The sequence below is a fragment of the Myroides odoratimimus genome (assembly GCF_038039805.1).
Lineage (GTDB): Bacteria > Bacteroidota > Bacteroidia > Flavobacteriales > Flavobacteriaceae > Flavobacterium > Flavobacterium odoratimimum_B.
This window is the reverse complement of sequence record NZ_JBBPHK010000017.1, coordinates 38,466-62,364: the sequence shown is the minus strand read 5'-3', so window position 1 is coordinate 62,364 and position 23,899 is coordinate 38,466. Positions and strand designations below refer to the sequence as shown.

Genomic DNA, 23,899 nt, shown 5'->3' with positions numbered 1-23,899 from the left:
AAAACAAAAAATAAGTACTAATAAATCATCCTTGTACTACCATAAAAAAAGCTAAAACAAGGTGTTTTAGCTTTTTTTATATCATTCCCAATACCTCATATACCATCAGTACCCCTGGTACCTGTATTGGTTCTTTCTTATATTCTTCTAAGCTGAAATACTTCACAGCCCCTATCTCATTGGTCGCTTCTATCCGCTCACCATTCAGCTCATACGCATAACAGTCTTGTTGCATCATGATATTAAGCTTCTCTCCATAAGCAGGAGCAGTGATATGATGAAAAAAAGTCAGTCTATCTACATCTAATATTAGATTTAACTCCTCTTCTATCTCTCGGATAAGAGCAGTCCTGCTTCCCTCTCCTTCATCAATTTTGCCTCCTGGTAGATACCAAGCCTTTTTATTGTTGCTATATGCCAGTAATAGCTTATTGTTGTCTACCACTACAAGCCCTGCTGTATCAAGGTTTACCCAACTTTCTTCTACGACAGGTAGGTGATACACTTTCATCATACGACCAGGTACACTGGTTAAAACCTGCTTTACACATACCCCTCCCATTTTCTCATAAAAGATATTTGCATTAGGCTCTGCATATACCTCTATATACTTATATCCCCTAGACTTAGCTATCGCTTTAATATGAGAGATGATCACTCGTCCATACCCTTTATTGATATGTACAGGCAATAACCAAAAATGGTCTATACGCAAGTAAGGTCCTTTATCTTCTAATTCGAAAAAGCCAATATATTCATCTGCACAAAAACATTTAAAAAGCTCTCCTTTTCTAAAATTAATATCTGTGATTGTTAGATCATCTGTCCACATCGACATATATTCTTCTCTATATCCCCAATATCTCTTTGAAGTTAATGCTGTCTCTGTTAGTAATTCACAATCTGCTACTGTAGCATTTTGGTATGAAATAGTCATTTTATAGTAATTGTTACAAGATAGTCAAATGTAATATTTATGACTTTAAAATCCCGTTTATTCTTTTTTATTTACAACAAAGCCCCCTATTAATCCAATGATATAACTTAACAGTCAAACTCTTATAAAAATATATAAAACAATTTTTCCTTTTAAAATGCAATATAAGGATAATCTTGTTTATCAAATCCTTACTTAAGATATTCAATGACAATACATTTGTAAAAAACAGTAAATCAATAGGTACAGTAAATATAGCATCAAATACATTTTCATAATATCAGCTATAAACTGAAAATTCTATTTCTATACAAAAACAACGCAACCGTTTATCATAAAAAAACAGCCCTTTGTGTATATATTATGTAAATCTGTCAATATCAATAAAGAAAATATTTCAAATAATTAACTTTTTATTTAATTTTGTCTTTCAATATAAAAAAAATGACAATGAAAAAAATCATGCAATTAATTACTTGTGCTCTTATGTTTGTAGGAGTTACTTCTTTTGCTCAAGGGATTTCTCCAATTCACGTAGGGATTAAAGCTGGAGCTAACTTCACTAACATTTCTACTGATCTAAAAGATTACAGTAGTAAAACAGCTACAGGTTATGGATTAGGTGCTATGGCTAGATTTGATATCAAAAAAACGTATATCCAAACTGAACTTTTCTTCTCTGAGAAAAACTCTAAGTTCGAAGGTGATCATGGTTCTTTTGACGTAAAAGCAAAACAAATTGAGATTCCAGTAGTAATTGGACATAAGTTTATAAACTTACCATTAGTTAGCGTAAGAGGGTTTGCAGGTGGAGTTTATACAAATACTTTTGACGATAAATTCTCAGGAAGCAAAATTAATGAGACTGTAAAATTTGACAACTTTGACAAAAACAATATCGGTTACCGCTTAGGTGTTGGTGTTGATGTATTTAAGTTCACTCTTGACGTTTCTTATGACGGAAGCTTCAGCAAAACAAATAAAGAAATTGGTTCTAAACCAAACACTTGGATGGTATCTTTAGGATTCTTCTTCATTTAATAGAACTCTATTTTATACAATATAAGGAGTTGTACTAGTGTACAACTCTTTTTTTGTGCAATAATATTAGATACACTTTAAAAAATTGTTATTTTTGTCCTATGCAAAAGACAATAAACATTTTAAACAAAAGGGCTAAGTTCGAATACGAAATACTAGATAAATATACTGCTGGTATTGTATTAACTGGAACTGAAATTAAGTCTATACGTTTAGGTAAAGCAAATATCGCTGAAAGCTTTTGTGAGTTTCAAGGACACGAATTATTCGTTATCAATAGTCAGATAGAAGAATACGCATATAGTAAACACTTTAATCACAAAGCTAAAACAGAGAGAAAACTTCTTTTAAACAAAAAAGAATTAAAATCTCTACTAAAAGATGTTCAGAATAAAGGTCTGACCATCATCCCGCTTAGACTATTCATAAACGATAAAGGTAGAGCAAAACTGGATATCGCTCTAGCTCGTGGTAAGAAGAACTATGACAAGAGAGAAACAATCAAAGACCGCGACAATAAACGCGACCTAGATAGACTTAAAAAATCGTATTAAATTAATTACTAATTACGATATACTGTATATAAACACCCATTTCGGGTGTTTTTTTGTTTTTTTAGTTTGGGAGTAAAGTATTACGCTCGTAGCATTACGGATATTGTTTGTGGACCAGGATTATGACCAGGAAATTCTAACTGATCAACCAGGAGTAAGAAGGGCTATTACGCCCGTACCACTGTCTATATAGATTATAGATGTAGTTTGTATATGCTCAACAAAATCACAAAAAAACAAACTAATTCTTATTCTCCAGCATGGGTACGAACTTAAAGTCTCCATGTTCGTATTTTTCAAACTGTTTTTCGTTGATTCTAATTAATTCTGTCATGATTTGCTTCTCCTCACCAATAGGAATAATCAGTCTTCCCCCTATTTTGATTTGCCCTAATAAAGCCTGTGGAATGAAAGGAGCACCGGCAGTTACAATAATAGCATCAAAAGGAGCATAATTAGGCAGTCCTTTATACCCATCTCCAAAAGTAGTTAATCTAGGTCTTATCCCTAACTTTGGCAATAATGCTGCCGTCTTCTTATACAGTTCATTCTGTCTCTCGATACTGTATACTCTAGCCCCCATGGCTACTAGTACAGCGGTCTGATACCCACTACCTGTACCGATCTCTAAGATCTTATCCTCTTTCTTTACTTGTAATAGTTGAGACTGAAAAGCTACAGTATAGGGGTGCGAAATAGTCTGACCAGCTCCTATAGGGAAAGCCTTATCTTGATATGCAAAATCCTCGAAACTAGAATCTAAAAATAGGTGACGCGGTACTCTCTTGATAGCATCTAAAACATTAGTATCAATAATTCCTTTTTGCTTAAGCACTTCAACCAACTGGTTTCTAAGACCTTGATGTTTTGCAGAATCTCTCACGTTTAAATTATTATTTCCCACAAAATAACTAATATTTTCTAACAAAAGCAATCCGTATAAGCCCTGAGAATACAATTGAACAAAACTTTAAGGAGGTTTATTGAAAGTTTAAACAAATAAATTATATTTTTGTTTTCAAAATATAGTTTTATGCTTAAAGTTGGAGTATTGGGAGCAGGCCACCTAGGTAAAATTCACCTACGCTTACTTAACCAATCTGAAAAATATGAACTAGTAGGATTTTACGATCCTTTTAAAGAGAATGCTGAAAAAGTAGCAGCAGAATTTGGCTATAGAAAATTTGATACTATAGAAGAATTAATTCAGGCAGTAGATGTAGTAGATATCGTTACTCCTACCCTTTCTCACTTTGACTGTGCTAAACAAGCTATTGAAGCTGGTAAGCATGTATTCTTAGAAAAACCGATCACGACAACTATCGAAGAAGCTGAGGCGATTATCGCATTAGCTACTAAATATAATGTGCTAGGACAAGTAGGTCACGTAGAGCGTTTTAATCCAGCATTTATCGCCGTGCGTCCAAAGATAGAAAATCCTATGTTTATCGAAACTCACCGTCTAGCTGAGTTTAACCCTAGAGGAACAGATGTACCTGTGGTACTAGATTTGATGATTCACGATTTAGATGCTATCTTAAGTGTAGTTAAATCTCCGGTGAAACACGTAAGTGCTAGTGGAGTGGCTGTACTGAGTGAATCACCAGATATCTCTAATGCTCGTGTAGAGTTTGAAAACGGATGTGTAGCAAATATCACTGCTAGTCGTATCTCAATGAAGAATATGCGTAAATCGCGCTTCTTCCAACGCGATGCTTATATCTCAGTAGATTACTTAGAGAAGACGTGTGAAGTAGTAAAAATGAAAGAAGCTCCCGAAGTACCAGGTGACTTTGATCTGATTCTTCAAAACGCAGAAGGAGTTAAAAAACAAATTTACTACGACAATCCAGAAGTATTAGCTAATAATGCTATCTTAGACGAGTTAGAGACATTCCATGACGCGATAGTAAATAAAACGACTCCTATCGTAACACTAGATGATGGTACTAAAGCCCTGCGCTTAGCTTATCAAATCATCGAAGCAATGGAGAAAAAATAAAATTAACATCAAAAAATATAAATTAACCATTATGAAAAAAATTGCTGTTATCGGAGCTGGAACAATGGGAAATGGTATTGCACATACATTTGCTCAAAAAGGTTTCACAGTTCTTTTAATTGATATATCAGAGGCTGCTATCGAAAGAGGAATGAATACGATTATTAAAAATCTAGATCGTATGATTGCAAAAGGAAGCATCACTGAAGCTGACAAAAAAGCAACTATCGAAAACATCATTACTTATACAGATATTAAAGATGGCGTAGCTAATGCTGACTTAGTAGTAGAAGCTGCTACTGAGAATGTAGAGTTAAAACTAAATATTTTTAGACAACTAAGTGAAGTATGTGACGAGAATGTAATATTAGCATCTAATACTTCTTCTATCTCTATTACAAAAATCGCTTCTGTGGTGAAGAATCCTGAACGCGTAATCGGTATGCACTTTATGAATCCTGTGCCTATCATGAAGTTAGTAGAAATCATCAGAGGATACAACACGAGTGATGAGGTGACTAAAGCAATTATGGATATGTCTAAAACATTAGACAAAGTTCCTACTGAGGTAAATGATTACCCTGGATTCGTAGCGAACCGTATCTTAATGCCGATGATCAATGAGGCTATCGAAACACTTTATAACGGTGTAGCTGGTGTAGAAGAAATCGATACTGTGATGAAGTTAGGTATGGCTCACCCTATGGGACCATTACAACTAGCTGACTTTATCGGATTAGATGTATGTCTTTCTATTCTTAACGTTATGTATGACGGATTTAAAAATCCTAAGTATGCTCCATGTCCACTATTAGTAAATATGGTAATGGCTGGTAAATTAGGAGTTAAATCAGGAGAAGGATTCTACGACTATAGCGAAAGCAAAAAGGCAGAAAAAGTAGCAAAGATGTTCGCTTAATCCTCCAGTGTTATTGTAAACTAGTAAATACTAATAAAAGACAACCAAACTAAACTTTGGTTGTCTTTGATATTTTTGAAACCATACTATAATGGCTAAAATAATTCCTTTTAAAGGCTTGCGCCCTACCCGAGATAAAGTAAGCTTAGTAAGCTGTAGATCATTTGAAGACTACAATGCTGTTGAGATTGCCTATCTTTTAGACTACAACCCTTTCTCTTTTTTGCACGTATTAAACCCTGCTTATGTAAATCCTTCTAAGGTTACTTATGACAAGCGTTATAAAATGGTCGCAGCGAAGTTAAACGACTTCAAAAAAGAAGGTATTCTGATTACAGAAGATAAACCTATTTATTATCTATATCAAATCAGTACAAAAAGTTGGAGTTTTACAGGTATTGTGGCAGGAACTTCTATAGATGACTACCAGAGTAATGTAATCAAAAAGCATGAGGACACCTTAGAGTTTCGTGTAAGACTATTTAAGGAGTATTTATATCACAGTAAATTCAATACTGAACCCGTACTGATGATGTATCCTGATCAAGAGCATATAGAACAGTGGATTATCAATAAAAAACACGAAAAACCATTGTATGACTTTAGTACTGTAACTAGAGAACGACATACAATCTGGAAAATAGATGAAGATAAAGATATTCAATGGTTAACTGAGCAGTTCGAAAATATTCAAGAGCTATATATCGCTGATGGACATCACCGTTTTGCTTCAGCAGAACTATTACAAGCAGAACACTCTAACGGAATACCTGCTCATAATAATACAGTGATGACATATTTAATCGCTGAAAACAATATTAAAATTTATGAGTTTAATCGCATTATACACGATTTAAACAATCATACCAAAGAAGAATTCTTAAAACTGTTACAAGAAAAGTTTCACGTGGTCAATAAAGAACAACAACTTTGGAAACCGACTAAGAAAATGGAGTTCGGGATGTACTTAGATGGAGACTTCTATTCCTTAACACTAAAAGATATCAAACAAACAGACTGCATCTTACAACAGCTAGATGCACAAATACTATACGATGAAGTGCTACACCCTATATTAGGACTAGACGACTTGAGAAATGATGCTCGTATAGACTATGTTCCTGGTAATGAATCAATCGTTACAATCAAAGAACTAGTAGATGATGGTGAATACGAAGTGGGATTTATGCTTTATCCTACAAATGTAAGTGAGATCAAACAGGTGGCAGATAACGATCTTATCATGCCTCCAAAAAGCACATATATAGAGCCTAAATTTATGAATGGTCTCTTTATATACGAAATTTAAAAAGATAAAAATTATGTCAATTACAGAGAATTTAAAACACGTTAAGAACACATTACCTGCTCATGTTACTCTTGTTGCCGTTTCTAAAACAAAACCTAATGAGGATATTGTAGAAGCTTATGAGGCAGGGCAACGTGTATTTGGTGAAAATAAGATTCAGGAAATGACTGACAAATATGAAGCTCTTCCTAAAGATATCCAATGGCACATGATCGGGCATGTACAGCGCAATAAAGTGAAATACATGGCTCCCTTTGTCTCTCTTATCCATGGAGTAGATAGCTTCAGACTATTACAAGAAATAGACAAACAAGCGAAGCGAAACAATCGCGTTATTGAATGTCTATTACAGATATACATCGCTGAGGAGGATACTAAGTTTGGTTTAGACGAGGCTGAATTATTAGAAATTCTTTCGAGTGAGGAATTTACTGGTCTTAAGAACATTAAAGTTGTTGGTTTAATGGGTATGGCTACTTTTACTGATAATCAAACACAAGTAAAGAAAGAATTTACACAACTAAGTAATATATTTGCAATGTGTAAAGAGAAATACGGCACAAAAGATAACCTGGATTTAAACATTGTCTCTATGGGGATGAGTAACGATTATCCGTTAGCAATAGAATGTGGAAGTACGATGGTTAGAATAGGTAGTAATATCTTCGGTAGTCGTAATTATTAATTTATTAAAAGGACAAGTTGTACGCAGTTTTAGATATAGAAACAACTGGTGGGCAGTTTAATGAAGAAGGAATCACCGAAATTGCTATATATCGATTTGATGGTAATCAGATTGTAGATCAGTTTATTAGTTTAGTTAATCCAGAAATGGAGATACAACCTTTCGTAGTAAAACTTACGGGAATCAATAATGCTATGCTACGGCTAGCTCCGAAGTTCTATGAAATAGCTAAACGCATTATAGAAATAACGGAAAACTGTGTGATCGTAGCTCATAATGCCGAATTTGATTACCGAGTACTGCGCAATGAGTTTAAAAGACTCGGCTATGAATACAGTCGTAATACATTGTGTACAGTAGAACTATCACAAAAGCTACTTCCGGATATGCCTTCTTATAGCTTAGGAAAATTAGTCCGATCACTTGGCATACCTATTGCGGATAGACATCGTGCTAATGGAGATGCTATGGCAACAGAAAAGTTATTTGAGTTACTTCTTACTAAGGATAAGGAAAAGACAATCTTAACCTCTATGATAAAGTCAGATATCAAGACGGGGATTAACCCCAAGTTTTTGGATATTGTCGATACTCTACCTTCTACTGTGGGGATCTATTATATCCTTGACAAAGAAGGTAATATAATTTTTATTGGCAAGAGCAAAAATATTAGAAAGAAAGTCTTACAACACTTTACAAGTAACTCGCCTACATTTAAAAAAATACAACAAGAAACTTATACTGTTACTTTTGAAAAAACAGGTACCGAACTCATCGCACTCCTAAAAGAAGCTGAAGAAATTAATACCAATAAACCAAAGTACAATAAAGTCAGTAAGAAGAGTGTATTCCCCTACTCTATTTATTTAAAGACTAACTTAGAGGGATATCTATATTTATCTATCGAAAAGACAGATGGTAGAAAACGAAATCTAATGGCGTTTACATCGCCTAATGAAGCTAGAAAATTCTTACATAAGATATTTCATGGTCAACAAGAGTTACCTTATGTAGAATTTATATATGAAAAAAAATCAACTAAAATAACAGCAGATAATTTCTTCACTAACTTTATCGCGACAAGAGAAGAGTTCAATGCCAATATACTTGAACTATTTAAACCTTATGATATTGATAAAGATCGTGTCCTTATAGTAGATAAAGGTCGTAAAGTAGATGAGAAGAGTGCTGTTGCTTTAGAAAAAGGGAAGCTTAATGGATATTGCTTCTATAACTTAAACCACCAAATCAACGCCCCAGAACGAATAGCAGCCAATTTAACGCCAATTTTATTTAATAGAAACAATAGAAATATCATTCTTAATTATCTAAATAAGAAGATCGGTTACAAATTAATTCACTACTAAAAACAGTTTTTGTGAGACGCAGATTAAAAAACAAATGGGATATCCTACAGCAGAAGATTTACATCATTATTTATGGTTCAAATACTTTTGCAGGTAAATTATTTGATATCGTACTACTAGCAGTTATTCTGATGAGTGTACTTCTAGTGATGCTTGAATCGATAGAGAGTTATGATATGAAACACCACACAGGTCTAGTGATCTGTGAGTGGATTATTACCGTATTTTTCACCTTAGAGTATATCCTTAGAATTCTTTGTAATAAGAAACCGCTTAAGTACATCTTTAGCTTTTATGGAATAGTAGATCTTATATCTATTTTACCGATGTATCTATCGTTCTTTATTCCTGGTTCTAGAGCACTTACTGTTGTAAGGGCACTGCGTTTACTTCGCTTATTTGGTATATTAAACCTTGTTCCATACATTGGACAACAATCACACTTAAAACTAGCTCTTAAGTCTAGTAGAACAAAAATTATAGTATTTGTGTACTTCGTTCTCGTGATGTCTATCTTATTAGGTGCGTTAATGTATGTGATCGAAAGTAAAGAAAGTGGCTTTACGAGTATACCTAGAAGTATCTACTGGTGTATCGTAACACTTACCACTGTGGGGTATGGAGATATCGCTCCACAGACTCCACTAGGTCAAATGATAGCCTCTTTCATTATGATTATGGGTTACGGTATTATCGCCGTTCCTACAGGTATTGTGACAGCAGAGTTCTCTAATATCAAACGCAATAGATTAGATGCCAAGAGAAGAAGAAACTGTTCTACATGTACTACTACCATCTATGATGATGATGCAAACTACTGCTATAATTGCGGTCAAAAATTAGGAGATGTCTACGAAAAATAACAATTATCTTATTGTTGTCATTGGCCCTACAGCGATTGGAAAAACAGCTTTAGGAATCAAACTTGCACAACATTTTAATACCAATATAATATCATGTGATAGCCGCCAATTCTACAAGGAAATGGCCATAGGGACAGCTGTACCTTCTAAAGATGAACTAGCTGCCGCTCCACATCACTTTATTCAGAATATCAGCATTCACGATACCTACTCTGTAGGAGATTTTGAAAGAGACGCATTAGTTAAATTAGATCAACTTTTTGTAGATAACTTTATACAGGTCATGGTAGGTGGATCAGGGCTATTTGTCAATGCGATCCTCAATGGGCTTGATGATTTCCCTGATGTAGATCCAAGTATCAGAGAACAATTAAATCAAGACTTAGAAGAGAAAGGGCTTCCTTATTTGCAAAATATGCTAAAGGAATTGGATCCTATTCACTATGAAAAAGTAGCGATAGACAACCCACAAAGAGTAACTAGAGCTTTAGAGATCTGTATCGGTACTGGTAAGTCTTATTCTAGTTTTTTAAATATAAAACAGCACTCTCGCAACTTTACGCCTATCATAGTAGGACTTGAAGCGGATCGCGAAAAAATGTATGAACGCATTAATAAGCGAGTAGATATTATGATTAATAATGGTCTTCTGGAAGAAGCTGAAGCTTTATATCCTCACCGTGCGAATAATGCATTACAAACAGTTGGCTATCGAGAATTATTTGCGTACTTTGACAACGAATTCACATTAGAGTTCGCTATTGAGGAAATTAAAAAGAATACACGTCGATTCGCTAAACGTCAGATTACTTGGTTCAAGCGTACTCCTGATGTAATGTGGTTTGATTATATGACTGCACCAGAACAAATCTTAAAAGCTGTAGAAGATAAAATACAGTTTTAGGGAAACTGAAAACAAGGAACAACGATTTCACAAATTCACAGTTTCACAAAAAACAACAGCACAAAAACAAAAAAACCATGCCTATATCACCCAACTTTACATCTATATATACACAGAGTTTTGACATTGATTATTTTGATTGTGATATTAATGCACAACTTAAAACAGTAGATCTATGTAAGATGATACAGATGGCTTCTTCTAATCATGCAGTATTAGGAGGAATTAGTTTTTGGGATTTGCAAGAAGCGAATCAGTCGTGGGTAGTCTATAAATTTAGAGTAGAAATAGATAGAATGCCTAAATGGCAAGAGCGAATTGATATTACCACTTGGATAGAAACACTAGATGGTATTCGATCTGTACGCAACTTCGAAGTACACTGTAACGGAGAGTTGATTGCAAGTGCTAGCTCGATGTGGGTAATCATGAATACAGTAAGACGTCGTCCTGAAGTGATGGCTATCACTCATGATCACTTTACTAAACATGAAGATAAAAAAAGTATTAAAGGAGAGTTTACCACATTTGACAAAAATCCTAAGGTTAACCACCTTGTAACAGATAGTGTGAAATACTCTGATTTAGACATGGTCAATCACGTAACTAATATCAAGTACCTTGAATGGGTTATTAATGCCTTGAAAGCTAAAGATACAGCTCCTACTGACATCTCTGTGATAGATATGCACTTTAATAAAGAGCTTAGATTTAATCAGCAATACAGCATAGCACAATCTGTTAATCAAAATAACCACTATTTAATCAATTCAGAAGAAGGCAACCTTAGCTTTCAGTGTGTAATTGAATAGGCACACTTTAGAGTACAGCGTTGTTCATACTAAAATATAAAAGGCTAATACATCTAGGCGTATTAGCCTTTGTTCTGATATTATCAAAGTATAATTATAGAATTTATCAATAGACAATTATATTATCTTTGTCGTATAAATAATTGAATACTTAATTAATCCAAAATGTCTAAACAAAAGATTGTAAAAGCTGAGCAATTTGACAAGGATATACCTATCGAGTTCTTTATGATAGAAGATAATATTGAGCTATTTAATCTTGATTATCACTATCAGTGCAACTTTTATCAGATCTATTGGTTTACTAAAGCTAATAATACTACACAGCAAGTTGACTTTAAATCTTATGAGATTACTAAGGATCAAATCTGGGTTATTTATCCTGGTCAGATGCATAATATCAACCCTACAGGAGTAGAAGGATACTTTCTATCTATTAATAAAGATTACTTTAATCGCATTATCACACAAGAATTTAAAGAACAATCTTTTAGGCTTAACCCTCCACTGTGGTTTGAGCTATCAACAGATAAGAAAGAGCTCTTTAAAGCGATAATGCTTTTATTTAGACAAGAGTGGAACACACAAAAACGCACTTTGGTATTAGAGAAATATCTAAGTATATACATCACCCATATCCAAGATCTAAAAGAACTTTCTAAAGAAAATCCACTAATAGACACTAGAGTACACAAACTCCTTGAACTCGTAGAGAAACATTATATCAATCATTACCCTATCTCATTTTATGCAGATAAAATAGCCCTATCGGTAAAGCGCATGAATGAATTAGTAGTAAAGTCCACTGAATCAACACCAAACCAACACATTCACAATAGATTACTCTTAGAGGCAAAAAGGCTAATAGGTTATTCGGAGTTAAATATCCAACAAATAGCAGAAGAATTAGGTTTTAGTGAGGTGAACTATTTCAATCGTTTCTTTAAGAAGAACAGTGGTCTTACTCCTCTAGAGTTTAGAAAACAAGTGAAAAAAGTCCAATAATACAATCCCTTTAGATAATGTTTTGATCAGATCAGCAAGCTACTTTTGCACTTGTCAAAACAAAAATATGAATAAGTTAACAAAAGCTCAGTTTATAGTTGTGATTATTTTATCATTACTATCTGCTATCGAACCTTTTAGTATAGATCTGTACTTACCTGGTTTCTTAAAGATTTCACAGACCTTTAATACAGATCTAAAAAATGTACAATTGTCCCTTTCTTTCTTTTTAGGAGGATTTGCAGCTGGACAATTATTTTGGGGGATTATCTCTGATCGTTATGGACGTAAACTACCGACCATAGCATCCCTAATTATTTTTATCCTTGCCTCAGTAGCTTGTATCTATGCTGAAACCATAGAACAATTCTGGACAGCTCGTTTTTTCCAAGCCTTTGCAGGATGTGCAGGAGTAGTGATTGCACGTGCTGTAGTGAATGAGTACTACTCTGCAGACCAGAGTATGAATGTATTCTCTCTCTTAGCCATTATCGCAGGAGTAGCACCTATAGTAGGCCCTATAGCTGGTAACTTCCTGATCAGTCACTTTGTTTGGCAATCTACCTTTGTAACTTTAGTAATCCTGGGGGTAATTTGTCTATTGGCAGTGATCTTCTTTTTACCAGAAACACGTCTTGTCACACAAAAAAAAGAAGTTAACTTAATGATTGACTTTAAAGAAATAGTAAGAAACAAAGTCTTTGTCAAATATACATTGATTGGAAGTTTAACCTATAGTATTCTAATGATTTATCTTGCTAATGCACCATACCTTATCATGGAGTATGGAGGCATGTCTTCAGATATGTTTAGTGGTATATTTGCTTTTAATGCAATTGGTTTAATCTTAGGAGCTTGGTTAGCAAACTCTGTATTATCACGTTGGTGGACAGTAGAGAAAATCGTAAAATACACTGTGTATTTTGGTATTGCTTGGACCTTAGCCTTCTTAATAATGTGCGTACTAAAAGAACCTATTGAAGCCTTATTAGTTCCGTTGTTCTTTATCGTACTAACTTTAGGAGTACTATTCCCTACAACCACTAAATTAGCATTAGCACCATTCACCACCAATAGTGGATCTGCCTCTGCTCTATTAGGAACATTACAACTGTTATTTACCTTTATCATATCAGCAGTGACTAATTTAATTCCTGCAGATATCATGACCTTGACAGCCTACTCATTACTTGCATGTCATCTGTTGTATTTAGGATGTTATCTAATTAAAGAGAAAAATACTGCTAACTAATAGCTAAATATACAAATAATAAAAGCGACTTAATATGTATGTATTAAGTCGCTTTTGTGTAATCTGATTTTATTGTTCTGATTCTAGTTGTTTTCTAAATAAAATAATCAATAGGATAAAGAAAATTAGATATGACAGATTAAAACCTGCTGATATCAGATACCTTCTAATATCTGACTGTGGTAACATGATGCGAATAGGCAATTGGAACAGGGTTAAGAACACTAGTGATAATAATCCTAGCCATCTCGGCAACTTCGTCTTACTCCTAAAATACTAGGATAGAAAACAACAGCCATCCACCTAATAAAACGATAATCGCTGTCCCCCAAGCGATATATAACACTTACTCAAATCCTCTAGCTGTCTCTAGTAAATAAGGGTGTGCTATATAAATCGCCTTAAACAGTTCGCCACTGTAGTAGAAGTCTGAGTACCTAATAGCATTAATACCAATGAGATATCAAGAAAGATGTAATGGAAAGAAAGCGCTTTCCAACTTTGTAAGGTTTATCTAAAACTTGCTTTCTTTAAGAAGGTCTTTCCACAAGATAATCATCTATTTGATACCTTCAGAAAAACCATTGACAAGAGGCATTCTAGTTTAATAACCCCTACTCATTAACGTATTACACAAGAAATGTATCAGATCATCCAACAAATCATCACTTGTCAACGCAAAAGTACTTTTAAGAAGAAGTACAGGGTATCTCCTAGTCAATGAGTGAAGTAAAATCTCAATGTCAAGTTACGGTTATGGTTACTCCTCAGTCTTTATTCTCCATAAAAAGTTTACTATATTTGTTTTTAAACTAGAGAAGAAATGGACAATTACCTAATTGGTATAGGCAAGAAATTAAAAGAAATTAGAAAGGCAAATAAGTACACTATTAACCAAGTTGCTTCTAAAGCAGAAGTTAGTAATGGGTTAATTTCAAAAATTGAGAATGGAAGAACCATTCCTTCACTACCTGTATTATTAACTATAATACAAGCTTTAGACGTAGAGATAGGGGAATTTTTTAAGACTATTCCTGTCTCAGGTAAAAGCAATTATATCCTGTGTAAAAAAGAAGACTATAACACTATAGAAAAAGAAGAGCAAGCTATTGGTTTTGAATACCGTTCTATCTTCTCAAAACAATTAAATTCTTGTGGATTCGAGACTGTGCTACTAGAGGTTAAACCTAATTCTAAGAGAGAAAAAGTAGAGACTGACGCCTTTGAATTTAAGTACATGATCTCTGGAGAGTGTACCTATATCATCGGAGAAGACGAAGTCTTAGTACAGAGTGGCGATTCCATACTCTTTGATGGTAGAATACCACACGTACCTATTAATAAAGGGTCTGAAACTTGTTTTATGTTAGTAGTTTACTTATTCTATGATAAAAACGATTAAGAAATATGATCTATGAAAAAGGGATAATACAGCTGTATTATCCCTTTCTTATTCACACACTTACTATTAGATCCACTCCTTAATATCTGTTAGTTTATCAACGATATGAGTGGGATTAGCCGTTTTTAATAATTCTTTATTTTGAGCTCCTGTAAGCACACCTACTACATAACCACAGTTAGCATTATGCCCTTCTTCTATATCAATAATCGAATCACCTGCTTTTAATACATATTTAGCATCTATTATATCAAACTGTTTCATTGCCTTATTGATCATTTCTGGCGATGGACGTCCTATTTCTACATCATCTGCCGTAATTAAAGCATCTATTGTATGCCCAACCTTCCAATCAAGTTTATTCAGCAATTTATTAGCCGTTTTACTATCATATCCTGTATTTAATACAACCTTAATACCTTTAGATTTTAATAAGTCAAAAAGAGACTGCATCCCTTCATACGTTTGTATAGGGTAAATGTTATAGGCATCCTCTAAATGTTTTTTGAAGTTCTTAAATATTAAATTTGCTTGTTGATCTATATTCTGCTCTGAGGTGCATGTCATTAAAATATCTTTGATAGCTTGTCGTTTTTCTTTTCCTGCTCCATACTGTAAAGTTTGTTCCAATGTTACTTCATAGCCCATCTCATTAATAGAGTTACAAACTGTTTTATACACTAAATTATCTTCATTCACTGTAGTTCCTGCCATATCAAAAACTACCATTTGTATTTCTTTCATAATCAATTAAAATATACTATTAATAATTTGCTTTGAATAACCCGCACTACCCGTCATTCCCTTTCCTCCGATTCCAGTAATAATATGAATGTTCTGACCTATTGTAGTATTAAATATATCCGTATTTTTACATTGAGAGTAAACTCCTGCCCATGAATCCCTAATCTGATAAGTTGGTAACTCAACTATCTTTTTAGCCTCCTGAATCATAAAATCATTTATCTCTTGTTTTATATCAAACCCTAATTTATCTATATCTTGAACATCTGCATATTCATGTGAATCGCCTATAATCACAGAGCCGTCTGTCGCTTGTTTAAACAAGATATGTACTCCCCATTTTTTTTGCAAAGAGTCTATAGGTTCACTTGTCTTAATTTTAGCAAAAGAAGGACACTCATAAAAAGCCTCATACCTTCTGATAGACCATCCTGTTAGAATAGATCCCTTTAATTCATAATTAGGTTGAGCCACTGTTTGCATCATCTGTAGCTTAGTCACCTCCATATCACTCTGCGCAAACACTATAGGAAATAAGGTCTTAAACTCTGATCCACAACATATAATTACTTTAGTTGCGATTATTTTAACTCCAGAAGCAGTTATTACTGACACTCCATTATTGTCCTCTTCACAATTTATCACTGGAGTTAAATATGAAAATTCTACTTCTAGTGCCTCTTGCATATACTGGTGTAAGCGATAAATCATAGTACGCGGCTCTACTGTCACTTCCTCTGGAAAGAATAACCCACCTATAACATAAGATTCCTTCACCCCTGGGTAACGAGATAAACATTCTTGTTTAGTTAGAAGCATAGACTCGTAACTATTTGATTGATTAATCTTGTTTAATTCTTCTAACAAGGTTAACTCTTCTTCATTAGATGCTAGATAGATAGAACCATTATTTCGCACCGAAATATCAAAGACACTTTGAATCTCTTTATAAATCTGTAAACTCTCTCTTCCATAATTTTGCCATTTTGTATCCATCCCTGAAGGCACTACTTGACCAAAGTTTCGTACAGTAGCACTCACTGGTTGTTTATCCTTTTCTACTACTAATACCTTCAACCCTTTCTGAGCAGCGTGAAAAGCATGAAAGGCTCCCAATACTCCCCCTCCTACTACGATTAAATCATATTTCATTTTTATTTTATTTTTATACAGTTACATTACTCAATTTTGTCTTTCGAATAACTTGCTTCTCGAAAAACCATATCGACACTAAGGACAGAATCAATATTGCTATCGCAGATTCTATATTTAAATTAATAAAGAATGTACTCCAATTTTGTCTAAAACCAACGAACTCTTTTATTAATAACACAGTGACACTACCTAAATATCCTAGTGAATCGGCTAAATAGAACAGAAACCCTACATTGCCATTAAATTTTAATAATGCTACTAGTCTCTCGAATACTAAACAGTGAAACAAGATGTATGGCAAATAAACCCCAATACCTGATACTACCATCCATGTTATCGCTGACACATGGCGCTCTCTAAATAGAATTGTTGTTATTAACATCATTATCGCACCGAATATCGTCAGATACATCCCTAAGTTAAAGGCCTTTCTATTATTCCTAATCAGCACACTACTCGCTGCTATAATTAATACTACGATAGCTACTGGAACTTCCGTTAGTGTAATTAATTTTGGCGCTTCTGATGTCCCTTGTTCTTCCCAAAACTCTACTACGAAATTATCTCTAAAGTCACGTACAATGGTCAATACGATGTAAATCAACACAAGGCTTAAATACCCTAAACCATTCTGTTTTAAAAACGCCATTCGTTCCTTTTTATACATTGGTTTGCGTTCAGCACGCGCCTCTACATCACTGCTAGAGGGACCTTTACACTTATTCATAATGAATGCACAACTCAAAAATATAGGGAAGAATAGCAATCCTGTCAGAAATGGCATATCATACTCACTCACATGAAAATTCTCCATTAAGATTAACCCCACACTCTTTACAAATCCAGTAGAGAAGATAAACGTCGCACTTAATGCTGCGGCTAATAATTCTGTATTTTTTCGCCCCTCTATATATGAGAAGACTATCCCGAAAATCATCCCTAGTGGAAGTCCGTTTAAAAATAGAGCTATAAACTTTAAATGCGATGGTAGAATAGCAAATAGTCCTAACATAGCTAATCCAAAAGTAGTTGCTCCAATTAACCAATACATTCTAGTACTCTTAGTCATCTCTGAGATAATTTTAATCCCAATAACTTTTGAAATCATATATCCAAAAACCTGACTAATCACTAAAATGGTTTTAGGATCTACATTACTCATCACCTCCATATCATCATACTGTCCAGCCAAAAATGATTTACGCACAGCATACATTCCTGTATAACATAAAAAGACAGAAAACAACAACAAACAAGTTTCTACTTTTTTACTATTCTTAAACTTATACAACTCCATCGTATTGTAATTTTATTATTTGTAAACAAAATTAACGGAAACAAAGTAGTCATATATTAACCAAAAGTAAACTTTTAGTTAAGTTTAAAACATCACAACATCACTAAAAACAAAGAACATATATTTGTAATAGCTTTAAAAACAATTAATACAAGTTTTTTAAATTCTTTTAAAGCAGAATCAAAGTTAGCAATATAACAACACAAATATTTACAAATAGTAAAATTATGAAACAAAAAATAGCCACCGCAATGGTCTTTGACAACCAAACTAGAAATTTTAAATCTAGAGAAGTACAGATATGCCCTTCTAACCAAGAGGAAATAATTGTTCAGGTTGCTTACACCACTATCTGTAGTAGTGACCTACACACTTACTGCGGTAGGAGATCTCTAGATGCACCTACTATATTAGGACACGAAATTATAGGCTACATCACACACCTTCCCTCGATGATTACTACCGATTATACAGGAGTCCCTGTTAAAGAGGGTGATTTAATCACATGGTGTATATATGCCTATGATTCTGAAGATGTCATGGCATTAGAAGGATACCCTCAGAAATCAGCTTCGTTATATAAATATGGTCACCATCCATTTTCTAATACAGAATTAAATGGTGGATTCGCTACACATTGTATTCTTAAGAAAGGAACAGCTATATTTAAACTCCCTAGACACCTAACATTATATGAAGCTACCCCTCTTAATTGCAGTCATGCAACTATAGCTGGGGCTATGCGATTAGCTGGTGATATAAAAGACAAGACGGTACTGGTATACGGTGCTGGTATGCTAGGATTATCTGCTATTGCTATGTCTAAAGCACAGGGGGCTAAACATATTATCGTCTGTGATGTAAATGAAAAGCGTTTATCTACAGCTACTTTATTTGGAGCGACACATACCTTTCAGAGTACTCATGACACCGAGAGCATAAAACACCAAATCTCTCATCTAAAGATTAACACAGTACTAGATACAACAGGTATTCCTACTGTTATGGAACAAGGAATAGAACTATCAGCTATCGGTGCTACTAACGTCTGGATAGGTGCTGTTTTTAATCAATCAGCTACACAAATCAATGCTGAAACCATAGTCCGCAAGCTAATAACTATAAAGGGGTTACACAATTACACCCCTGATGATTTAAAAAATGCAGTAGCTTTTTTGAGTCAGTACCACAACACTTTTCCTTTTAAAGATTTAGCTAAAAATGAATTTGCTCTCGAACAATTAGAAGAGGCTTTTGACTGCGCTAGTAAAACGCAGCAGTACAGAGTAGGAATAAAAGCTACTGTTTAAATCTATACAGCTATAGTACTATAATTCGTAACCAACACCTGTATCAATAAAAAGCCTGATTTACGTACTGTAAATCAGGCTTTTTTATAAGCGTATATAGCGTTAGATTACAACTCCCATTTTATTCCTAACATTCCTTTTACCCCATAGTACTCTACCTGTAATGGACGGTTAGAATCTCCATAGTAATACTCTAGTTTAGAATTTAATAAATTATTAGCTTCCATAAAAACCGTAAAATGCTTATTTATTTTATACGTGATATTCGCATCTAAAGAAGCATAGTCACCATAATACACATCATCTTTAGCTAATCCACTTGCACCGTGTTCTGTGATATACCTTCCTTTAAAGTTATATGCTGCACGAATATTAAAACCTCCTTTTTCATAATATAACTGAGCATTAAAGAGATGTTTAGCTTGTCGAGGCAATGTTGTGACACCATCACGTGAAGGTATTTTCATTTCTGACTTAGTAAATGTGTAATTCGCCTGTACCCCAAAACCACTTAAGAATCCTGGTAAGAAATCAAACTTCTTATTACCACTTATTTCTGCTCCTAATAACCATGCATTATCTCCATTTCGAGGCTGTGCCATCTCCACTCCCTCTATACCATTATAAGTACCTTGTTTAGTACTAACAAAAATAGGGTCTGTAATCACTTTATAAAATACCCCTCCTGATATTACATCTAAATCGCCAAAGTAGTGCTCTCCCATTAAATCAAAGTTATATGCATAAGTAGGATTCACATCTGGATTACCTCCTACGAACTGATTATCTGCCGCTAAATAGGTTCCACCTGGAGCTAAATAACCAAAATCTGGTCTAGTAAACGTTCTAGTAAAGGCAAATCTCAAATTAGTATTATCTGTCATTGTATACTTAAGATGTAACATTGGCAATAACGATAGATAACTTTTCGTGTCGCTTACTTTCTTAAGTTCTCCTTTTGTTGTTCCTTCTTCTTTCTCAAAAGCGTATCCATCTATTTTTGTATTTGTATGCGTTGCTCTAAGTCCCCCTAAGAAAGTAAGTTGACTAGTTAGATCATAAGTAACCATTCCATATACTGAAGAATGTTGCTCTCTAACCTTAAAGTTACGACCTAGTCCTCTACCCTCTTCTAATATTTCTGAGTCATTTCTCAGCAGAGATAAATCTCCATTAAAGAAGTGGTTGTTATAAAAGTTTTTCATGCCTTCTTTAGACAGTACTGGTCCAAAACTATTTCCTATACTTGTATTCATCGCTTTTAGATAATCAGAACCTCCAGGTTGAGATACCAAATATCCTTTTTCATTTTCTAACACAGGTGTACTTCCTGAACCTGACCATCCGTAAAACTCATCTGCAAATACAGCCGAACGTTCTTTATCCACGAACTTAGCTCCGAATTTCCACTTTAAGCCTGCTGTACTTTCTACTTGGTAATTTGCAGAAGCCACAATATTATCTCTTTCCTTAACCCCTACTTTATACAACTGTAGATTCGTAAACTTCATATTCTTAGGATTATCTACGAAGGTAGGATCAGCTAAGTAATCAAATACATTTCCTGTATTTAACGCTCCTCCATCTACATCCCAATACGCGCGCATTCCATTACCTCTATTCTCAAAAAGATCAGGATTAAATGCCACATTATCCTGCGTGTACATCATAGATAGGTAACTATGATTTTTCTTATCTGGGATATTTCCATAGTAAAACTCCGTTCTATAATGTCCTAAACTCCAATCAAATGCCCCTTTATTTAAGAAATGTTTTCCTCCTAATTCTGCTCCGTAAAAATCAAAGTTCAAATCATTAACGATATTCTGTAATTCTATACGTCCATTTTGCGTTTGTGCATTATACTTATCGAAGCGAATACGCCTCTTATAATGCAATTCTTTATCTAATAACTTACCATAATTAAGACGTACGAATAACTTAGAGTTTTCACTTGCATTATACTCAAATCCTGTATTAACTCCTGTAGTCTGACGTTCTCCTGTATAATCTCTTAGTTCTAAACGGTACACTCCTTCATCTCCTGACCTCCTTGCTTCATAGTTATCTGTAGCCCAATTTCTATTCCATTGAGAAAGGTTTAATATATAGCCCCACTTATCATTTTTAGAGCGATCTCCCACAGTTAGACTTCCACTATACACTCCTTTATTAGACAACTGGTTATATCCCATACCTAAAGAGGCATTTAACGTAAAATCAGCTGGTGCAGTTTTAGTAATAAAATTCACACTTCCTCCTAAGGCATCACCATCTATATCTGGTGTCAGTGCTTTAAACACCTCTACATAGCCAATAATATCAGTAGGAAAAAAGTCAAAGGCCGTTGCTCTACTCGCTCCTTCATCTGCAGCAGTAGGTAACCTATGACCATTCATTGTAGTAGAGTTCCACTCTGCTGGCAATCCTCTTACAGCCACATATCTTCCCTCTCCTTGATCTCTTTCTATAGACACCCCTGGGATACGCTGTACTGTTTCTGCAGCATTTCTATCCGGTAGTTTACCGATACCGTCAGAAGCGATTACATTCACTAAGCTAACAGAGTTCTTCTGCATATTAATAGCTTTTGCTTCACTTAGTCGTTTTGTAGAAATCACTACAATTTCGTCCAAATTCCCTCCAGAAGTTGCCATTTCAAAACTATACAGCGATTTTGGCTCCACCGAAGTCAAATCTATTGTTTCATACTTATCGCTATATCCAAAATAACGCATAACAATTTCATATTGCTTCTCTGGCAAATCTGTAAATGTGAAATATCCATCTAAATCAGTAGCTGTTGCCTTGCTCTCTCCGACAACTTCAACAACAACTCCTGGCAATGCTTCATTGCCATCTAATACTCGTCCTTTTAGCGTTCGATTTTGTGCCGTTAAAGAAAGACTGCTTAAAGCTAAAAATAGACTTAAGGTAAACTTGTAGTTCATAAAGTAGTTTATTATTGATTAAATACTTTACAAAATTGAAACATTATTTTACAAATATTAAAAATACAAGTTTAACAAAACATTACCTCCGTGAAAAAAAACAGTACAAAAACAACCTAAAAACCTAAAAAAAAGTCAAAATAAAGCTCATACATTAAATAATAGTTAACATTGTCAATAAATAAATTACTTGAATTAAAAAACAAATAGTTACTAATAGTAAAAAATATCACATTATATACTTATTATTTATCAAGTAAATTACTTAAAAAATAAAAACGTCATATCAACAAAATCTCTGACCTAATCGGATATAAAAACCCGCGTCACTTCTCCTCTGCTTTTAAAAAGAAATATGGCGTATCCCCTAGTCAATGGATGAAGTGATTATTTGGGTAATAGATTTTTAAATCTTAATTTACTTTGAATTATTAATCACACAACTTATACTATGAGAAATGTTCTAGCTATTCTATCTCTATTTTTAGGAATTAGTGTTAATGCTCAAAGCACAAAAGCACCTCTTGAAAAAAACGAGAAGTGGGCAAACTACACTACCCTTATATAGAGAACACCTTATGAGAAAAAGGCTTATTGGAAAAAAGAATACACGCTAAAAGAAGGCAAAGTAACGTCTTATAAAACCTTTTATAACGAAGATCTTAGAGCTAGTACTCAACTTGTTTATGATAAGAATGATAATATTGAGTCTAACTTCAGTTCGATTAAAAAGACTTTATGCATAATTGTAGAATGATGTTATATTAAAGTGATATAAATATATACACTTCGCTTGCACTTCTTTGAGGGTTGCTAGGAGTTTCCTTGGGCTTTCCTTGCCCAGAAGGCGTCTTTGTCGAAGAAAAGTGCAAGAAACCCTCAAGCAATCCCCTAGCAGGTCAGAACGAAATTACCTTTAGTTTAAAATACAACAACAAAAACTTACAAGTAGAGGATACTTTCTCTAAATATACTTACAATGAAAATAACTTAGTAGAAACTAATTATTCTTAAAAGTGGGAAACTTCTAACCAAAAAGAAGGTTGCTTTATAAGTATGAGTACGATGCATTAGGAAACATCATATGTAAAGAGAAAACAAGCGTTATAAAGGGAGAAACTTCAACTAGATGTAGAAGAACTAACTTATGACCAATACGGCAATATCTTAACCATCAGTAGAAGCTCTTCTCCTGAAAGAAAATATCCTATCACTATGATAGGAGGTCGTAGTCTACCTCAATTTGAAACTTTTGAATACGAATATAATGACGATCACTTATGGACTGCTAAATATTTAATAGGAAAAGACAAGAAGAGAATACTATTAGTAGAACGAGAGATAAAGTATAAAATTTATAGCAAAATCCTTGTAACTTAAAGTTACAAGG

The 23,899-nt window shown here is 34.1% G+C and carries 22 protein-coding genes; 16 read left to right on the top strand and 6 right to left on the bottom strand.

The genetic code is table 11. From position 1 onward, the window contains the following. Positions 1 to 76 precede the first annotated feature (76 nt). Positions 77 to 937, bottom strand: coding sequence for a bifunctional GNAT family N-acetyltransferase/NUDIX hydrolase (locus tag AABL85_RS12830; protein WP_341310376.1), 861 nt, complete (start codon positions 935 to 937; stop codon positions 77 to 79). A 450-nt stretch (positions 938 to 1,387) separates the two neighbouring features. On the opposite strand from AABL85_RS12830, the gene AABL85_RS12825 reads away from it, so the two are divergent. Further along, the gene (locus tag AABL85_RS12825) at positions 1,388 to 1,978 is read left to right on the top strand and encodes an outer membrane beta-barrel protein (protein WP_341310375.1); all 591 of its coding nucleotides are present in this window, start codon (positions 1,388 to 1,390) and stop codon (positions 1,976 to 1,978) included. A gap of 101 nt (positions 1,979 to 2,079) precedes the next feature. Further along, positions 2,080 to 2,532, top strand: coding sequence for an SsrA-binding protein SmpB (gene smpB / locus AABL85_RS12820; RefSeq protein ID WP_341310374.1), 453 nt, complete (start codon positions 2,080 to 2,082; stop codon positions 2,530 to 2,532). Between the two features lie 241 nt (positions 2,533 to 2,773). Here smpB and AABL85_RS12815 read toward each other — a convergent pair whose 3' ends face one another. After that, a complete protein-coding gene (locus tag AABL85_RS12815) occupies positions 2,774 to 3,415 on the bottom strand; it encodes a protein-L-isoaspartate(D-aspartate) O-methyltransferase (RefSeq protein ID WP_341310405.1) in 642 nt (213 codons plus the stop codon). A gap of 150 nt (positions 3,416 to 3,565) precedes the next feature. Here AABL85_RS12815 and AABL85_RS12810 point away from each other — a divergent pair, with 150 nt between their 5' ends. From AABL85_RS12810 to AABL85_RS12760, 11 genes are all read left to right on the top strand, one after another. Further along, a complete protein-coding gene (locus AABL85_RS12810; protein ID WP_341310373.1) occupies positions 3,566 to 4,534 on the top strand; it encodes a Gfo/Idh/MocA family oxidoreductase in 969 nt (322 codons plus the stop codon). A 31-nt stretch (positions 4,535 to 4,565) separates the two neighbouring features. Then, positions 4,566 to 5,453: a 3-hydroxybutyryl-CoA dehydrogenase gene (locus tag AABL85_RS12805; RefSeq protein WP_341310372.1), complete on the top strand. Its 888-nt coding sequence runs from the start codon at positions 4,566 to 4,568 to the stop codon at positions 5,451 to 5,453. A 91-nt stretch (positions 5,454 to 5,544) separates the two neighbouring features. After that, entirely contained in the window at positions 5,545 to 6,762 is a 1,218-nt protein-coding gene (locus AABL85_RS12800) for a DUF1015 domain-containing protein (RefSeq protein ID WP_341310371.1), read from the top strand. 13 nt (positions 6,763 to 6,775) lie between these two features. Beyond that, the gene (locus tag AABL85_RS12795) at positions 6,776 to 7,447 is read left to right on the top strand and encodes a YggS family pyridoxal phosphate-dependent enzyme (protein ID WP_341310370.1); all 672 of its coding nucleotides are present in this window, start codon (positions 6,776 to 6,778) and stop codon (positions 7,445 to 7,447) included. Between the two features lie 17 nt (positions 7,448 to 7,464). Next, the gene (locus tag AABL85_RS12790; protein ID WP_341310369.1) at positions 7,465 to 8,814 is read left to right on the top strand and encodes an exonuclease domain-containing protein; all 1,350 of its coding nucleotides are present in this window, start codon (positions 7,465 to 7,467) and stop codon (positions 8,812 to 8,814) included. 11 nt (positions 8,815 to 8,825) lie between these two features. Beyond that, positions 8,826 to 9,677 carry an ion transporter gene (locus AABL85_RS12785; protein WP_341310368.1) on the top strand — a complete coding sequence of 284 codons (852 nt, stop codon included), beginning with the start codon at positions 8,826 to 8,828 and terminating at the stop codon, positions 9,675 to 9,677. Continuing rightward, entirely contained in the window at positions 9,661 to 10,581 is a 921-nt protein-coding gene (gene miaA, locus AABL85_RS12780) for a tRNA (adenosine(37)-N6)-dimethylallyltransferase MiaA (RefSeq protein ID WP_341310367.1), read from the top strand. Before AABL85_RS12785 ends, miaA begins: the two co-directional genes overlap by 17 nt. Before the next feature lie 77 nt (positions 10,582 to 10,658). Then, entirely contained in the window at positions 10,659 to 11,393 is a 735-nt protein-coding gene (locus AABL85_RS12775) for an acyl-[acyl-carrier-protein] thioesterase (RefSeq protein ID WP_341310366.1), read from the top strand. A 165-nt stretch (positions 11,394 to 11,558) separates the two neighbouring features. Next, positions 11,559 to 12,398 carry a helix-turn-helix domain-containing protein gene (locus AABL85_RS12770; RefSeq protein ID WP_341310365.1) on the top strand — a complete coding sequence of 280 codons (840 nt, stop codon included), beginning with the start codon at positions 11,559 to 11,561 and terminating at the stop codon, positions 12,396 to 12,398. A 67-nt stretch (positions 12,399 to 12,465) separates the two neighbouring features. Beyond that, complete coding sequence (locus AABL85_RS12765; protein ID WP_341310364.1) at positions 12,466 to 13,650, top strand: multidrug effflux MFS transporter; 1,185 nt, start codon at positions 12,466 to 12,468, stop codon at positions 13,648 to 13,650. A gap of 823 nt (positions 13,651 to 14,473) precedes the next feature. Continuing rightward, positions 14,474 to 15,052, top strand: coding sequence for an XRE family transcriptional regulator (locus AABL85_RS12760; protein ID WP_341310363.1), 579 nt, complete (start codon positions 14,474 to 14,476; stop codon positions 15,050 to 15,052). A gap of 66 nt (positions 15,053 to 15,118) precedes the next feature. On the opposite strand, the gene AABL85_RS12755 is transcribed toward AABL85_RS12760, so the two are convergent. The 3 genes from AABL85_RS12755 to AABL85_RS12745 are packed head-to-tail and all read right to left on the bottom strand — an operon-like array spanning position 15,119 to position 18,248. Further along, on the bottom strand, positions 15,119 to 15,796 hold the full coding sequence (locus AABL85_RS12755; protein WP_341310362.1) for a phosphonatase-like hydrolase: 678 nt from the start codon (positions 15,794 to 15,796) through the stop codon (positions 15,119 to 15,121). A gap of 6 nt (positions 15,797 to 15,802) precedes the next feature. Beyond that, positions 15,803 to 16,954, bottom strand: coding sequence for a TIGR03364 family FAD-dependent oxidoreductase (locus AABL85_RS12750; RefSeq protein WP_341310404.1), 1,152 nt, complete (start codon positions 16,952 to 16,954; stop codon positions 15,803 to 15,805). A gap of 7 nt (positions 16,955 to 16,961) precedes the next feature. Next, positions 16,962 to 18,248, bottom strand: a complete 1,287-nt coding sequence (locus AABL85_RS12745; RefSeq protein ID WP_341310361.1) for a DUF5690 family protein — start codon at positions 18,246 to 18,248, stop codon at positions 16,962 to 16,964. A gap of 227 nt (positions 18,249 to 18,475) precedes the next feature. Here AABL85_RS12745 and AABL85_RS12740 point away from each other — a divergent pair, with 227 nt between their 5' ends. Beyond that, complete coding sequence (locus AABL85_RS12740) at positions 18,476 to 19,558, top strand: zinc-binding dehydrogenase (RefSeq protein WP_341310360.1); 1,083 nt, start codon at positions 18,476 to 18,478, stop codon at positions 19,556 to 19,558. Positions 19,559 to 19,665: 107 nt separating this feature from the next. On the opposite strand, the gene AABL85_RS12735 is transcribed toward AABL85_RS12740, so the two are convergent. Beyond that, positions 19,666 to 22,509, bottom strand: a complete 2,844-nt coding sequence (locus tag AABL85_RS12735; protein ID WP_341310359.1) for a TonB-dependent receptor — start codon at positions 22,507 to 22,509, stop codon at positions 19,666 to 19,668. 285 nt (positions 22,510 to 22,794) lie between these two features. On the opposite strand from AABL85_RS12735, the gene AABL85_RS12730 reads away from it, so the two are divergent. Both AABL85_RS12730 and AABL85_RS12725 read left to right on the top strand, forming a co-directional pair. Beyond that, the gene (locus tag AABL85_RS12730; protein ID WP_341310403.1) at positions 22,795 to 22,896 is read left to right on the top strand and encodes a helix-turn-helix domain-containing protein; all 102 of its coding nucleotides are present in this window, start codon (positions 22,795 to 22,797) and stop codon (positions 22,894 to 22,896) included. Positions 22,897 to 23,724: 828 nt separating this feature from the next. Beyond that, complete coding sequence (locus AABL85_RS12725) at positions 23,725 to 23,889, top strand: hypothetical protein (RefSeq protein WP_341310358.1); 165 nt, start codon at positions 23,725 to 23,727, stop codon at positions 23,887 to 23,889. Positions 23,890 to 23,899: the final 10 nt, after the last annotated feature.